Raw genomic sequence first — 13,248 nt, 5'->3', positions numbered from 1 at the left:
TGAGGGCGCCGGGCCACCCGCACGGGAGCCGGCGCCTTCCGCTACTATGCACACCGTGGCGAGACTCGTGGCGATGTTCGGTCCGTGCAGGGGCGTGGCGCGCGAGCTCGACGCGCCGCTGGTGGTGGGACGTGCCGCCGAGGATGGCCTCCAGCTCCTCGACGAGAAGGTCAGCCGAGAGCACTGCGTCTTCTCACCCGACGGCGCCGGGCACACGCTGAAGGACCTGGGCTCGCGAAACGGCACCTGGCTCAACGGGCAGCGCCTCCCCGCACAGCAGGCCACGAGCCTGCGCCCCGGGGACCATGTCTCCGTGGGGGAGAGCGTGCTCGTGTACGAGCCGTCCTTCGACGCCCTGCGCGCCCGCGACGGCGAGTCCACGCTGGTCCTCACCCGCACCCGTGTGGAGCGCATGCGAGGCGGCGGTGCTCCCGGTCCGGACACCCTCGCCCGCGCCGGAGAGCTGGCCCTGCGCGCCGCCACCACGACTTCGCCCGACGCCGCCGTGGGGCTCGTCTTCGAAGCGCTGGAGTCCGCGCTGCAGCCCTCCGCGCTCGTCCTGCTGCGCCTCGGTCCCCAGGGCCCGCGGCCCCGGCACACGCGCCCTCACGGCGCACACCTCACCGTGAGCCGCGAGCTGGTGGACACCGCCCTCCGGACGGGCCGGGCCCAGGCGATGCCAGAGGCCCAGGCCCGCGCGGAGCACGACGCGCACACCACCCGCGTGCGCCGCGCGGACGCCCACGTCCTCTGTGCCCCGCTCTACGCCGCCGGCCAGCCCGCGGGCGCGCTGTGCATCCTGCGCGAGCAGCCCTTCCACGACGAGGAGGTGTCCCTGGCGGGCGCGCTGGCGCTGGCCGTGGGCCCTTCACTCTGCCCACCCGAGCCCCGGGCCACCCCGGGCTTCCAGCCTCCCGTCGCACAGAGCGCGAGCATGCGCGAGGCGATGCGGGTGGCGGACGCCGCGGCCCCCGTGCAGTCCACCGTCCTCATCACCGGCGAGAGCGGCACGGGCAAGGAGGAGGTCGCGCGCGCGCTCCATGCCCTGGGCCCCCGCGCGAAGGGCCCGTTCATCGCGGTGAATTGCGGCGCCATCCCCGCGGAGCTGGCGGAGAGCGAGCTGTTCGGCCACGAGAAGGGCGCCTTCACCGGAGCACAGTCCGCGCGAGAGGGCGTCTTCGAACAGGCCGACGGCGGCACCCTCTTCCTGGATGAAGTCGGAGACCTGCCCGCGCCGCTCCAGGTCAAGCTGCTGCGCGTGCTGCAGGACCGCATCGTCCAGCGCGTGGGTGGGCGCTCGGGCGTGCCGGTGGACGTGCGCGTCGTCGCGGCCACGCACCGGGACTTGAAGGAAGCGGCGCGCACGGGCGCCTTCCGCGAGGACCTCTACTGGCGCCTCAACGTGGTGCGCATCCACCTGGCCCCGCTGCGCGAGCGCCCCGAGGACGTGCTGCCCCTGGCGGAGCGGTTCCTCGCGAAGCTGGGCACCCAGCTCGGCCGCCGCGCGTCGGGCTTCACGCCCGAGGCCTGTGCCGCCCTGTGCGCCTGTCCGTGGCCGGGCAACGTGCGGCAGCTCGCCAATGCCATTGAACGGGCACTGGTGCTCAAGGGGCCGGGAGACCGGGTGGAGCCCGGGGACCTGCCGCCGGAGGTGGTGTCTCCCGAGCGTCCCGGCGGCCCCGAACTCCGTCCGGAAATCCGCCCGGGAACCGCGGCCCCCGCCAGCGGTGTCCAAGGCACGCTGGCGGAGGCCCTGCGGGCGGTGGAGCGGGAGCACATCGTCCTCGCGCTCAAGCGGGCGCGGGGGGTGAAGAGCGCGGCGGCGGAGGTGCTCGGCATCTCCCGGCCGACGTTGGACAGGAAGCTGGAAGAGTACGGAATCGACCTCTACGCATGAACTTCCTCTGCCCCGCGTGCCGCACTCCCCTTCCCGGCGCTCGTCCAGCGCTGGTGGTGTCCTGCTCCGCGTGTGGCGTGCAGGTGGACCTGGCCCGCGCGGAGACGGCGCCCGGCACCGCGCGCCTGTCGCCGGAGGTGGACCTCACGGGCGAGTCGCTCGGGGGCTTCCGGCTGCTGAGCCGGCTGGGCGCGGGCGGCATGGGCACGGTGTACGCGGCGGAGGGCTACCCGGGAGCCTGTGCGGTGAAGGTGCTGTCCACGCTGGTGGCGGCGGACCCGGCGGTGCGGGCGCGCTTCCGCCGCGAGGCCGAGGCGCTCCGCCAGGTGCAGCACCCGGCGGTGGTGCGCGTGCTCGCGGACGGTGAGGAGCGGGGCTTCTGCTGGTACGCCATGGAGCGCGTGGACGGGCCGGACCTGCGGGCGAAGCTGACGAAGGACGGCCCCCTGCCCTGGCCAGAGGTGGAGGGGCTGGCGCGGAGGATGCTGGAGGCGCTGGGCGCCGCGCACGAGAAGGGCTTCATCCACCGCGACGTGAAGCCGGGAAACATCCTGCTCGCGGCCGACGGCGCGAAGCTCTGCGACTTCGGCATCGCCCGGCTGGACGGAGCGACGACGCTGACGGAGTCCGCCGCGCTCATCGGCTCGCTGCGCTACATGGCGCCCGAGCAGCAGCGGCTGGGCCGCGCGGTGGCGCAGTCGGACCTCTTCGCGCTGGGGCTGGTGTTGTACGAGTCGCTCGCGGGAGGCTTCCCCGGGGAGAAGCCGCTGCCGGCGGGCGTGCCGTCCCGCCTGCGACGGCTGCTGGCGCGGCTGCTCTCGGAGCGCATCGAGGACCGGCCCGACAGCGCGGAGTCCGCGCGGAGGCTGCTGGAGCGGCGCGTGCCGGTGGGCGCACTGGCCGTGGGCACCTCGGCGGTGATGGCGCTCGCGGCGTTCCTGTTCCTGGGCCCGGCGTCCGCGAGGCAGGAGCCTCCGGTCGCGAAGAAGGACGCCTCGGTCGTGACGAAGGACGCCGCCCCGACACAACCCGCCCCCCAGGCCACGGCGCTCCAGCAGGAGAGCCCGCCCCTGCCCGACAGCGTGCCCCAGCCACAGTCCCTGGACGAACCGGTGCAACCGCAAGCGACTCCGGAACGCCCGGCGCGGGCCCTGGGCACGGGAGCACTCCAGCCCTCGTCCCCAGCGAAGGCCGGCGCCAAGACGTCTCCTCGCGGAAAGGCGGGCCTCTTCGCCCCGGGCACCGCGACGAAGAAGCCGGACACGGCCTCCCTCAAGCGCACGCGGCTGCAAGAGTTGAAGCAGAAGGCGTCACCGCTGAAGGAGTAGCCAGGAGCCTGGTGCGCTGCCCGTGCCTCCCCACGGGGCTGGGACTTCTGGACGACCCGAGCGGAGGATGCCGCGCAGCCTCGCTCCGGCTCCAGGCAGGAGGTGCGGGTACACAACGCTCGTCACGTCGATGGTGCCCACACTCCATCATGAAGGGGCCGCGAACCCTGCCCTGCCGTCCGTGATTGGAGGTCCTGCATGGCCCGGGCGTTCGACATCACCACGACTTCGCCCACCCTGAAGCTGGGGGGCAATCGCAAGGGCGAGGTGGCATTCACCGTCACCAACTCATTCGGCCAGCCCGTCAGGGGCCGGGCCGTCATCGTCTCCGAAGGAGCGACGCCTCCGGAGTGGCTCTCCCTCAACGGCGACGCCGAGCGGGACTTCCCCCCCAATGGCACGCACGTCTTCCAGGTCCAGGTGGCTGTCCCGCCCTCGCAGGCTGCGGGCGATCATGCCTTCCATCTGCTCGTCGCGGACCAGTCCAACCCCGACGAGTACTTCGCCGAGAGCTCCCCGGTGGCCTTCAAGGTGCCGGCCCCGGTGGTCGCCCCGCGCCGGAAGATTCCCTGGTGGATTCCCGTGTCCGCCGTGGCGGCCTTGCTGCTCATCGTGCTGGTGGGTGTCCTGCTGGGCCGGGACAAGAAGGAGGAGCCCGCAACGGGCGGCTCCGGCGGCGTGACGGAGGCCGAGCCACCCCCTCCAGCGCCGGTGCTGACCTTCAACGGCACCACGTCCTACGTGGACCTGGGACAGCCCCTGTCCCTGGAAATCACCGGCCCCATCACGCTGGAGGCGTGGATCCGCCCGGTGAACTCCACCACCATCCAGAACATCGTGGCCCGGGGCTACATCTCCAGCCCCAGCGGCGAGGTCTTCCTGCGCATCGTGTTCGGTAACTACCAGGCCGGCTCATACATGGAGGGAAGGAGCTCCGGCGTCACGTCGGCCTCCATGCCCTTGCAGGACGTGAACAAATGGGTCCACGTGGCCGGCGTCTATGACGGCGAGAAATGGAAGCTCTACCGCAACGGCGAATTGCTCGCCGAAGCCCCCCAGGCCCAGGGCGGCGGCTTCCCCATCGACGCGCGCTGGGCCATCGGCGCCAAGGGCGCCGGCGGAGACCGCTCCTTCAACGGCAACATCCGGGACGTGCGCATCTGGAGCGTCGCCCGCACCCAGGAGCAGATTGGCGAGGACATGAAGGAGCCTCCCGACAAGGACGCGGAAGGGCTGGCGGGCTACTGGCCGCTGGACGAGGGACGCGCCAGCCGCATCAAGGACCACAGCGGCAACGAGGCCCACGGCTTCATCCACGACGCGCAGTGGGCGCCGCCATGACGGGGCGTCAGGCCCGCTGCACCTGGGCCTCGGACATGCGGCGCTTGGGCTTGCGGCGGATGAAGCGGCTCGCGTCGCCGCGCCGGTAGCAGGTGACGAGCCGCTCCTCGTCGCTCAAGAGGACAATCCAACCGCGCGCCTGCCTCGCCAGCGCGGAGGTCCTCCATGCGGCGGGCAAATCACGCTCCAGCACCGTGACATGCGTCATCCCCGCGGCGCGGGCGCGGGCGCCGAACTCGAGGATGAAGTCGAGGACGTCGTCTCGAAGCTGGCGGCTCGCGCGGCGCTCGAGGAAGTGGCGGGTCAGGGAGAATGCACGGGGTTGGACCGGACAGCTCATGGCGGGACCTCCTGGCCGGTCCTGCCTCTACACACGGCGTTCCAACCTGGCGCGCTCCGGATTCCGGGGACTTGGGCCGCGCCGCGAGCCGGCCCGCGCGACAATCCGTCAATTCCGGCCCGAGCGCGTGACAGCAAGGCGCCGTCGCCAGGGCTCGAAGCCCGGGTTGACGCTCCCCCGAGCGACGTGAGACAGCCGCCACGCCCCATGCCCTCCCCTTCCGAGCTCATCCACGAGGAGACCCGTCGCTACCTGCGCGGCTATCGCTCGGCGTCCCTGTGCGCGGGCATCACCTGGCGGGGCGAGCACCAGGTGCACGGCCTCCGGGGCCGGGGCCCCCCGCCGCCCTCCGACGCCATCTTCGCGCTGGGCGAGCTCACCCAGGTCTTCACGGGCGCGCTCCTCGCGCTGCTGGTGGACCGGGGCGAGCTGCGGCTGGACACGCCGCTCTCCGAGCTCATCCCCCGGCCGCTGCTGCCCGACGCGACGGCGGGCCGCATCACCGTGGAGCAGCTCGCCACGCACACCTCCGGCCTGCCGCACCTGCCGCCCAACCTGGAGACGGAGGCACAGAAGCCGGAGGACCCCTTCGGCCACTACTCCGCGGGCCTCTTCGGGGACTTCCTCCGGAGCTACCAGCCCGCGCATCCCCCGCCGCGTCCCTACGCCGAGTCCCTCCTCGGGATGGGCGTGCTCGGCCATGCGCTGTCGCGGCGCGCGGGGCTCAACTACGGGCACGCGCTGAGGGATTTGCTCTTCAAGCCCCTGGGCCTGACGGACACCACGGCGCGAGTCACGGACGAGCAGCAGCCGCGACTGACGCCCGGCCACACCGCGCGCGGCAAGCCGCTGCCCGCGTGGACCTTCCCGGCGCTCCCCGGCGCGGGCGCGCTCCACTCCACCGCGCCGGACCTGCTCCGCTTCCTCGATGCGCACCTCGGACGCGCCGACGCGGGCCTCGTCCGTGCCCTGCGCCTGTCCCATGCGCCGCGCGTGGACGCCGGCCCCGCGCGGATGGCGCCAGGCTGGACGGTGTCCACCGTGCGCGGGCACGACGTGGTGTGGCGCTCGTCCGTGATGGGCGGCTACACGGGCTTCCTCGGCTTCGCGCCGAAGGCGGACGCGGGCGTCGTGCTGCTGGCGGACCATGGGTGGTCGCTGTTCGCCGCGCTGCGGGGCCGGGTGCCGCTGGAAGCTCCGGGGCTCGCGCTCCTCACCAGGATGAGTCACACATGAAAATCTGGGTCGATGCCGATGCCTGCCCCGGGCCCGTCCGGGACATCCTGCTGCGCGCGTCACAGCGCCTCAAGGTCCCCACCGTGTTCGTGGCCAACCGCGCCCTGTCGCTGCCGCGCTCGGAGCTGGTCTCCACGGTGCAGGTGGGCGCCGGGCTGGACGTGGCGGACCAGCACATCGCCGCCTCGGCGCAGAAGGGGGACCTGGCCGTCACGCAGGACATTCCCCTGGCCGCGCTGCTGGTGCCCCGGGGCGTGGTGGTGCTGGACCCGCGCGGGGAGCTGTTCACCGAGGAGAACATCTCCGAGCGCCTGTCCGTGCGGAACTTCATGCAGGAGCTGCGCGAGAGCGGGGTGCAGACGGGAGGCCCCAGCGGCTTCAACGCGCAGGACCGCCAGCAGTTCGCCTCGGCCCTGGACCGGGAGCTGACGCGGCTGCTGCGCAAGCCGCCAGTGTAGAGCGCGAAACGCACGCGGCCCGGAACGTCGCACCCGCACTGGCCGCCCCGCCCGGCATGCGCTACCTGGGCAGGCCATGCCCACCCTCGCCCTCGTCCGACACGGTCAGTCCCTCTGGAACCATGAGAACCGCTTCACCGGCTTCGTGGACGTGCCCCTCACCGACCAGGGGCGCGACGAGGCCCGGCTCGCGGCCAAGGCGCTCCAGGGACTGAAGTTCGACGTCGCCTACACCTCCGTCCTCACCCGCGCGCAGGAGACGCTCGCCATCATCCTGGACGCGCTCGGCCAGCGCATCCCCGTCATCCGCGACGCCGCCCTCAACGAGCGCCACTACGGTGACCTGCAGGGGCTCAACAAGGCCGACGCGGCGAAGGAGTTCGGCGAGCAGCAGGTGAAGCTGTGGCGCCGCTCCTACGACATTCCCCCGCCCAACGGCGAGTCACTGGCGATGACGGCGAAGCGCGTGCTGCCCTTCTACGACCGCGCCATCGCCGGGGATTTGCGCCTGGGCAAGCACGTGCTGGTGGTGGCGCACGGCAACTCCAACCGCTCGCTGGTGATGAAGCTGGACGCGCTCACCGGCGAGCAGGTGGTGGGGCTGGAGCTGGCCACCGGCGTCCCCCTCGTCTACGAAATCTCCCCCGCGGGCGAGGTGCTGTCCAAGCGCCTGCCCGTGCCCTGAGCCGCCCGCGGGAACGGTGCCTCCCTCCCGGGAGTCCAAGGAGAGAGGACAGCCCGGACGCGTGAGGCGGCCGGACAGGGAGGGTGCATGGGACGCGGTCGGCTGTGGACCGGAATCGCAGTCGCGGTGCTCGCGGCGGTGGGGCTGGCACGGGCGTGGGGAGGCGGTGGCACACGTGAGCCCGCCCCCGTCGTCCCGCCCACGCGGGCCAGTTCCGCGGTGGAGGCGGGGACGCTGAGGGCCCACGTGCGCATGCTCTCGGAGACCTTCCACCCGCGCGACTCACGTCACCCGGAGAACCTGGAGCGCGCCGCGGACTACATCGCGGAGCACCTGGCTCAGGCGGGCGGGCAGGTGGCGTCCCAGCCCTTCCGCGTGGACGGGCGCGCCTACCGCAACGTCATCGCCCGCTTCGGGCCGGAAGGCGGCGAGCGGCTCGTCGTCGGCGCGCACTACGACTCCGTCCACGGCACGCCCGGCGCGGACGACAACGCCAGCGGCGTGGCCGCGCTGCTGGGACTGGCCGTGCTGCTGGGCCAGCAGGCGCCGCCCCTGCGCGTGGACCTGGTGGCCTACACGCTGGAGGAGCCGCCGTACTTCAGCACCGGGCAGATGGGCAGCGCTGTACACGCGCGCTCGCTGAAGGAGGCCGGCGTGAAGGTGCGCGGCATGCTCGCGCTGGAGATGCTGGGCGTCTACAGCGACGCGCCGGACAGCCAGGACTACCCCCTCCCCGTGCTCCGGCTGCGCTACCCGGACACGGGCCACTTCATCGGCGTGGTGGGCCTGCCAGGGGACGGCGGACTCAACGAGCGGGTGGCGGAGGCGATGCGCGCGGGCAGCCCCCTGCCGGTGGAGAGCCTCAGCGCGCCCGCCGGGCTGCCAGGGGTGGCCCTCTCGGACCACGCCAGCTTCTGGGAGCAGGGCTACCGGGCCGTCATGGTGACGGACACGGCCTTCTTCCGGAACCCGCGCTACCACACCGCGGACGATACGTGGGACACGCTTGACTACGCGCGTATGGCCCAAGCCGTCCAGGGGGTGTATGCCGCGGTCAGGACGCTGGCCTCGGGCCCGCTCCCCGGGAATTGAATGCAGGGGGGCCGGGCGCGTCGGTAGTGTCGAGCACACGAAAGGACGCTCCCCAATGAAGGCCCTCGCCATCGCCGTCGCCATCCTCACCGCTTCGTCCGCGTTCGCCGCAAACGAGCCGCAGTCCACCGAGCTGCGCCGCTCCCCGCCCCCGGGCCGCCCCATGCCGCAGCCTCCTCCGCCCGCGCGCAACCTGGCCGCGGTGGACCGCGAGGAGCTCACCGCCCGCATGGCCCGCCTGGAGAAGCTGCTGGAGGAGCTCGAGGGCCGCATCGACAACCGCGGCGACGGCCGCAACAAGCTGCGCCGCGCGCAGGAGACGCTGGACTCGATGCAGCAGTTCGTCGCCGAGGCCCCGCCCGTGGGCGCCGTCTACCCCACGCCGTCGCCGGCCCCGCAGCCCCCGCCCCCGCCCGCGCCGGTGGTCCGCCCCATTCCGGACGGCCAGTTCAAGCGCCTGAGCGAGGCGGTGGCCAAGGAGAACTTCGCCGAGGACAAGATGCGCGTGCTCAAGATGGCCGCCGGTGACAACTACTTCCTCATCTCCCACGTGGGGCAGCTCATCGAGTTCTTCCCCTTCTCGCAGGACAAGCTCACCGTGGTGCGCGAGCTGAAGCCGCGCATCCTCGACCCGGAGAACGGCTACCAGCTCTACGGCGCCTTCTCCTTCTCCAGCGACAAGAAGCGCCTCCAGGAAATCCTCGCGCAGCGTTGACGGGCCGGACGACGCGAGCGTGACTGGAGCACCGCGGGCGCCTCGGGACACTCCCCGAGGCGCCCGTGGTCTTTTCAGGGTGACACGACGCTCAGGTCCACTGGATGCGGTAGGTGCAGGCGCCACCGTCCTCGTGGACGATGTCCACGCGGCCGGCCGTGGCGCCCGCGACGCGCAGCGCCTGGAGCATGATGCCGCTGAAGTAGCGGGGCACGCCGCTCGTCTCGTTGATGACCATCTCGTAGGTGTCGGGGCTGCCCTCCACCTGCTTCAGCTTCGCCTCCAGGTAGTTCGTCGCCGAGCGGAAGTTGTGCGTCGTGCGCTCCAGCGCCCGCTTCGGGCCGAGGATGCGCACCGTGGCCATGACGGCCTTGCCCATCAGCGTCTTCTCGTAGCCCGTCACCAGCGACTCGCCCACCCGCTGCAGGGCCTCGTCGGACGGCACGCCGGGGTGCACCTCCTCCGCGGCGATTCGCACCCAGCGGTGGAACTGCTCCTCGGGGTAGGCGGGCGCGAAGGCCTGGCTCAAATCCAGCCCCGCGGCCTTCAGCCGCTCCTTCGCGGCGGGGGTCAGCTGGTCCGCCAGCGCCTGGACGAAGAGGCCTTCAACGGTGTGTGCGAATACGACCTTCTGCTCTGCTGCCATGGTGGAATCTCGAGGAGCGCCGCATCATTGAGGCAGTGTCGCTGCATTATGGCGGCGGTGCGTTCTTGAAATCCCACCGGGCCGGGTGGGTTCAGCCTCCGGTGAGGGCCTTCCACACGGACTGTGCTTCCGGCGCATCGGCGTCGCCGTGGACGGCGGCCACCACGCGTCCCTGGGCATCGAGCGCGAAGGCGTAGGGCGTGCGGCTGGAGTCCAGCCCCAGGGCCTTCGCCATGTCGCCGTTCTTGTCCAGCCACGTGTCCCCCCAGAACTGCTGGGGCACCTTCTGCCGGGCCTTGCCCTGCGCGGTGCCGGTGCCCACGAAGAAGGGGAGCTTGAAGGTGAGGATGGACGCGCGGTGGACCGAGTCGGGTACGCGTGTCCCCGCGGTGTCGAACCACTTCTGCATCGCATCGCCACCGTCCTTGTCGGTGATGACGACCAGCAGCGTGGGCCGCCCCTTCAATTCGCTGCTCCGGTGGGGCGCGTTCAGGAGGTCCTTGGTGGTGAAGTCGGGCAGCGTCTCGCCGGGCCCGGGCATGGCTCCCACGGCAGTGGCGGCGAGCAGCGCGCCCGCCAGCACCCAGCGCCTCAGCGTCGTCCCCGTGATTCTCTCTCGTCGTCCCATGCGCGCCCCCGGCTCCGTATCCACGCGATTAGATGTGGCCACTCACCGGGTGTGACTCCAGGGGAGCGGGCCCGGCCAGCGCGTGGCTGCCTGCTCCCTGGGGCTGGCAAGGCCCGCTCAGAACGAGCGCACGCCAGCCAGCAACCCCGGCCAGGAGGGACGGGCCGGAGCGAAGGCGCGCTCCAGTGCCTCCACGGCCTCGGACATCGGGCCATGCGAGGCCTCGATGCGGGCGAAGCGCGTGCGCATGCGCTCCAGCACGGCGGCGGGGAGCAGCCGGCGTGCGAGGGGAAACACCTGCGTCTCCTCCGCGGTGGTGTGGCCCCGCTGCAATTGGAGGTACGCGTCGGCCGCGTCGAGCATCCCCCCCGGGTCCACGCCTTCGCGCAGCGTCACCTCCGCCGCGCGCTGGAGCGCCAGGGCCTGCTCGCTGCCCGTGCCGTGCTCGCCCGTCACCTGCGACAGCAGCCCCGGGGACAGCGGCAGCCGGTGCACGAGCATCGTCTGGAAGAGCACCATCTCCTTCGCGTGGTGGCTTCCATCCACGTACGTGCGGAAGAAGTTCGCGGCCCGCAGGAAGAGCGACGCGGAGACGAACTCGCCCCTGCGTCCGCGCTCCACCGCGAGGGTCAGCACGTCCAGCACGTGCTGTATCTGCCGGTGCTCCTGGTTCAACACATCCAACGCATCCATCGCGGTCCTCATACCGTCCGGGAGAAGCGGGGCCTGGCGGCCCGGGAGAGATAGGCGTCGAACACCATCGCCACGTTGCGCACGAAGAGGCGGCCCAGCGCCGTCAACTCGAGTTGCGTGCCGGAGCGGACCACCAGCCCGTCGTCCTCGAAGGGGCGCAGCCGCTCCAGCTCGGGTGCGAAGTACCGCGCGCCGTCGTCGCCCAGGTCCGTCCAGAAGTTGCACATGAGCTGGGTGATGACGGCGCGGCGCCGCCGGTCATCGTCGGTGAGGGCGATGCCTCGCTCGGTGGCCAGCCGCCCCCCGGCCACGCGCGCGTAATAGGCGGGCAGCGGCCGCACGTTCTGGGCATATGCGCCGCCCACGTCGCTGATGCCGGTGCTGCCCAGCGCCACCACGTCCGACGCGGCCTTCACGGTGTAGCCCTGGAAGTTGCGGCCCAGCCGGCGCTCGGACTGGGCACGCGCCAGCTCGTCCTCGGGCACCGCGAAGTGGTCCATGCCGATGGGGTGGTAGCCCGCCTTCACGAAGGCCTCGTAGGCAGCGCGGAACAGGTCCAGCTTCGCGCGGGCACCGGGCAGCGCGTCCGCGGGCATGCGCTTCTGGTGCTTCAGCACGTCCGGCATGAACGCGAAGGAGTAGACGGCCAGCCGGTCCGGACGCATGGCAAGCACCGTCTCCAGCGTGGTGGCCCAGCGCGCCGCGGTTTGGTGAGGCAGGCCGTAGATGAGGTCGAAGTTCACGCCGGTGAAGCCCAGCGCGCGCGCGTGCTCCAGCAGGGCCCGCGTCTGCTCTGGCGTCTGGAGCCGGTTCGTCACCTGCTGCACCAACGGGTCGAAGTCCTGCAGGCCCATGGACACGCGGTTGAAGCCCAGCCGCCGCAAGAGCGAGAGCTGTCCCGGTGTCGTCAGCGCGGGGTGGACTTCAATGGCCACCTCCGCGTCCGGCTGCGGTGTGAAGCGGCGGGTGAGCTCCGTCCACAGCCGCTCGAGCTGCGCCTCGGAGAGGAAGGTGGGCGTGCCGCCGCCCCAGTGGATTTGCGACAGGCCGCGCCGGGCGCCGAGCCGCTCCGCCACCAGGTCCAGCTCCATCACCAGGTGGTCGATGTACCGGTCCGCCGCGCCCGCGTCCTTGCTGATGACCACGTTGCAGCCGCAGTACCAGCAGAGGCTGCGGCAGAACGGCAGGTGGACGTAGAGCGAGAGCGGCTCCGCGCCATCCCGGGTGCCGGCGATGCTCAGCCGCTCGGAGAGGGCGTCGGAGCCGAAGTCACCCCGCCACTCGGGGGCGGTGGGATAGCTGGTGTAGCGGGGACCGGCGACGTTGTACCGGCTGAGCAGTTCCTCGGAGGGCGTGGGGACGTCGAGGCGGGGTTCCATGACATCCCTGCCCTGTTCCAAGCCTCATGCCAGCTCGTGCGCGGGGGAACCCACTGAGTGGGTGCGCAACTTCTGCGCCCCGTACCCGGTGGGCCGCAATCCGCGCGCGAGGCCGATTCGTTGCGGGTCCACGGTTCGGCCATTCGGACCCGAAAGGCGTTGACCCACTTGCACAGCAAGTAGAGGGGACCGTACTGTGTGTCCGTCTTTCAACAGCACCGTTCTCTCACGGATTTCCAAGCAGGCGGATATCCGGGCCAGTCCGACGTCAGTCCCGTTTCGTCATCGAATGAGGGGGTCGTATGCCGGATGCTTCCGCAGTGCTCGCCACAGTCGACAACACCGCGATCAAGATCGAGCAGGCGCTGTACAAGCTGTACACGGCCGTTTCCAGCCAGAGCTTCAAGGACGTTCTCAAGCAGCTGCCCACCGTCATCCTGAACGCGGTGCAGACCACGCTGAGCAACGTGCTCGACTCTGTCGCGGGCGTCGTGAAGCAGTTGACCGACCCGAAGGTGCTCAACGGCATCAAGGACGTCATCACGGCGGGCCGGGACGTGGTCTCCTCCACGCTGGATCTGCTGCCGTCGAGCGCCCAGGGCTTCGCGGAGACGGCGAAGCGCTTCCTCAACGTCATCGTCGACTTCGTGAACGCGGGCATCGAGCACATCGTGGCCATCGTCGACCTGCTCATGAAGGTCGTCGGCGCGCTCGCGGGCAAGGTCGAGGCCCTGGCGGCCGAGACGATCGCCGCATTGAAGAAGTCGGGTCTGGCGCTCACCGCCTGAGCGTACGGGGCCGCCGGGAGCT

Annotated in this window: 14 protein-coding genes; 9 read left to right on the top strand and 5 right to left on the bottom strand. The window is 71.6% G+C overall.

Annotated features, from left to right (window positions below):
* Positions 1-46: 46 nt before the first annotated feature.
* From OV427_RS35000 to OV427_RS34990, 3 genes are all read left to right on the top strand, one after another.
* Complete coding sequence (locus tag OV427_RS35000; protein WP_420718309.1) at positions 47-1,897, top strand: sigma 54-interacting transcriptional regulator; 1,851 nt, start codon at positions 47-49, stop codon at positions 1,895-1,897.
* Positions 1,894-3,225, top strand: a complete 1,332-nt coding sequence (locus tag OV427_RS34995; RefSeq protein ID WP_267860559.1) for a serine/threonine-protein kinase — start codon at positions 1,894-1,896, stop codon at positions 3,223-3,225. The genes OV427_RS35000 and OV427_RS34995 overlap by 4 nt, the downstream gene beginning before the upstream one ends.
* 198 nt (positions 3,226-3,423) lie before the next feature.
* Positions 3,424-4,566, top strand: a complete 1,143-nt coding sequence (locus tag OV427_RS34990) for a LamG domain-containing protein (RefSeq protein ID WP_267860558.1) — start codon at positions 3,424-3,426, stop codon at positions 4,564-4,566.
* Between the two features lie 7 nt (positions 4,567-4,573).
* On the opposite strand, the gene OV427_RS34985 is transcribed toward OV427_RS34990, so the two are convergent.
* Positions 4,574-4,906 carry a hypothetical protein gene (locus OV427_RS34985; protein WP_267860557.1) on the bottom strand — a complete coding sequence of 111 codons (333 nt, stop codon included), beginning with the start codon at positions 4,904-4,906 and terminating at the stop codon, positions 4,574-4,576.
* A gap of 207 nt (positions 4,907-5,113) precedes the next feature.
* On the opposite strand from OV427_RS34985, the gene OV427_RS34980 reads away from it, so the two are divergent.
* From OV427_RS34980 to OV427_RS34960, 5 genes are all read left to right on the top strand, one after another.
* The gene (locus tag OV427_RS34980) at positions 5,114-6,142 is read left to right on the top strand and encodes a serine hydrolase domain-containing protein (protein WP_267860556.1); all 1,029 of its coding nucleotides are present in this window, start codon (positions 5,114-5,116) and stop codon (positions 6,140-6,142) included.
* On the top strand, positions 6,139-6,600 hold the full coding sequence (locus OV427_RS34975) for a YaiI/YqxD family protein (protein ID WP_164002756.1): 462 nt from the start codon (positions 6,139-6,141) through the stop codon (positions 6,598-6,600). The genes OV427_RS34980 and OV427_RS34975 overlap by 4 nt, the downstream gene beginning before the upstream one ends.
* Before the next feature lie 76 nt (positions 6,601-6,676).
* Positions 6,677-7,285, top strand: a complete 609-nt coding sequence (locus OV427_RS34970) for a 2,3-bisphosphoglycerate-dependent phosphoglycerate mutase (protein WP_267860555.1) — start codon at positions 6,677-6,679, stop codon at positions 7,283-7,285.
* 87 nt (positions 7,286-7,372) lie between these two features.
* On the top strand, positions 7,373-8,377 hold the full coding sequence (locus tag OV427_RS34965) for a M28 family peptidase (RefSeq protein ID WP_267860554.1): 1,005 nt from the start codon (positions 7,373-7,375) through the stop codon (positions 8,375-8,377).
* Positions 8,378-8,432: 55 nt separating this feature from the next.
* Positions 8,433-9,092 (top strand): DUF4476 domain-containing protein, encoded by a 660-nt coding sequence (locus OV427_RS34960; protein ID WP_267860553.1) that lies wholly within the window; start codon positions 8,433-8,435, stop codon positions 9,090-9,092.
* A 91-nt stretch (positions 9,093-9,183) separates the two neighbouring features.
* On the opposite strand, the gene OV427_RS34955 is transcribed toward OV427_RS34960, so the two are convergent.
* The 4 genes from OV427_RS34955 to hemN all read right to left on the bottom strand — a co-directional run bounded on the left by OV427_RS34955 (position 9,184) and on the right by hemN (position 12,438).
* A complete protein-coding gene (locus OV427_RS34955; RefSeq protein WP_267860552.1) occupies positions 9,184-9,738 on the bottom strand; it encodes a DUF2378 family protein in 555 nt (184 codons plus the stop codon).
* Between the two features lie 91 nt (positions 9,739-9,829).
* Positions 9,830-10,366, bottom strand: coding sequence for a peroxiredoxin family protein (locus OV427_RS34950; protein ID WP_267860551.1), 537 nt, complete (start codon positions 10,364-10,366; stop codon positions 9,830-9,832).
* A gap of 117 nt (positions 10,367-10,483) precedes the next feature.
* Positions 10,484-11,059, bottom strand: a complete 576-nt coding sequence (locus OV427_RS34945; protein ID WP_267860550.1) for a hemerythrin domain-containing protein — start codon at positions 11,057-11,059, stop codon at positions 10,484-10,486.
* Between the two features lie 8 nt (positions 11,060-11,067).
* Positions 11,068-12,438 carry an oxygen-independent coproporphyrinogen III oxidase gene (gene hemN / locus OV427_RS34940; protein WP_267860549.1) on the bottom strand — a complete coding sequence of 457 codons (1,371 nt, stop codon included), beginning with the start codon at positions 12,436-12,438 and terminating at the stop codon, positions 11,068-11,070.
* Between the two features lie 302 nt (positions 12,439-12,740).
* Here hemN and OV427_RS34935 point away from each other — a divergent pair, with 302 nt between their 5' ends.
* Entirely contained in the window at positions 12,741-13,226 is a 486-nt protein-coding gene (locus OV427_RS34935) for a hypothetical protein (protein ID WP_164002678.1), read from the top strand.
* Positions 13,227-13,248: the final 22 nt, after the last annotated feature.

It is taken from the genome of Pyxidicoccus sp. MSG2 (assembly GCF_026626705.1).
In the GTDB taxonomy this organism is placed as follows: domain Bacteria; phylum Myxococcota; class Myxococcia; order Myxococcales; family Myxococcaceae; genus Myxococcus.
Note: the sequence above shows the minus strand (reverse complement) of the source record. Positions and strands in the feature narration are given on the sequence as shown.

What these genes read in the sequence shown, in the direction of transcription:
- OV427_RS34935 (WP_164002678.1), top strand. Translation starts at nt 12,741, where the DNA reads ATGCCGGATGCTTCCGCAGTGCTCGCCACAGTCGACAACACCGCGATC.
- OV427_RS34985 (WP_267860557.1), bottom strand. Translation starts at nt 4,906, where the DNA reads ATGAGCTGTCCGGTCCAACCCCGTGCATTCTCCCTGACCCGCCACTTC.
- OV427_RS34950 (WP_267860551.1), bottom strand. Translation starts at nt 10,366, where the DNA reads ATGGGACGACGAGAGAGAATCACGGGGACGACGCTGAGGCGCTGGGTG.
- OV427_RS34980 (WP_267860556.1), top strand. Translation starts at nt 5,114, where the DNA reads ATGCCCTCCCCTTCCGAGCTCATCCACGAGGAGACCCGTCGCTACCTG.
- OV427_RS34965 (WP_267860554.1), top strand. Translation starts at nt 7,373, where the DNA reads ATGGGACGCGGTCGGCTGTGGACCGGAATCGCAGTCGCGGTGCTCGCG.
- OV427_RS34990 (WP_267860558.1), top strand. Translation starts at nt 3,424, where the DNA reads ATGGCCCGGGCGTTCGACATCACCACGACTTCGCCCACCCTGAAGCTG.
- OV427_RS34960 (WP_267860553.1), top strand. Translation starts at nt 8,433, where the DNA reads ATGAAGGCCCTCGCCATCGCCGTCGCCATCCTCACCGCTTCGTCCGCG.
- OV427_RS34995 (WP_267860559.1), top strand. Translation starts at nt 1,894, where the DNA reads ATGAACTTCCTCTGCCCCGCGTGCCGCACTCCCCTTCCCGGCGCTCGT.
- OV427_RS34970 (WP_267860555.1), top strand. Translation starts at nt 6,677, where the DNA reads ATGCCCACCCTCGCCCTCGTCCGACACGGTCAGTCCCTCTGGAACCAT.
- OV427_RS34955 (WP_267860552.1), bottom strand. Translation starts at nt 9,738, where the DNA reads ATGGCAGCAGAGCAGAAGGTCGTATTCGCACACACCGTTGAAGGCCTC.
- hemN (WP_267860549.1), bottom strand. Translation starts at nt 12,438, where the DNA reads ATGGAACCCCGCCTCGACGTCCCCACGCCCTCCGAGGAACTGCTCAGC.
- OV427_RS34975 (WP_164002756.1), top strand. Translation starts at nt 6,139, where the DNA reads ATGAAAATCTGGGTCGATGCCGATGCCTGCCCCGGGCCCGTCCGGGAC.
- OV427_RS34945 (WP_267860550.1), bottom strand. Translation starts at nt 11,059, where the DNA reads ATGGATGCGTTGGATGTGTTGAACCAGGAGCACCGGCAGATACAGCAC.
- OV427_RS35000 (WP_420718309.1), top strand. Translation starts at nt 47, where the DNA reads ATGCACACCGTGGCGAGACTCGTGGCGATGTTCGGTCCGTGCAGGGGC.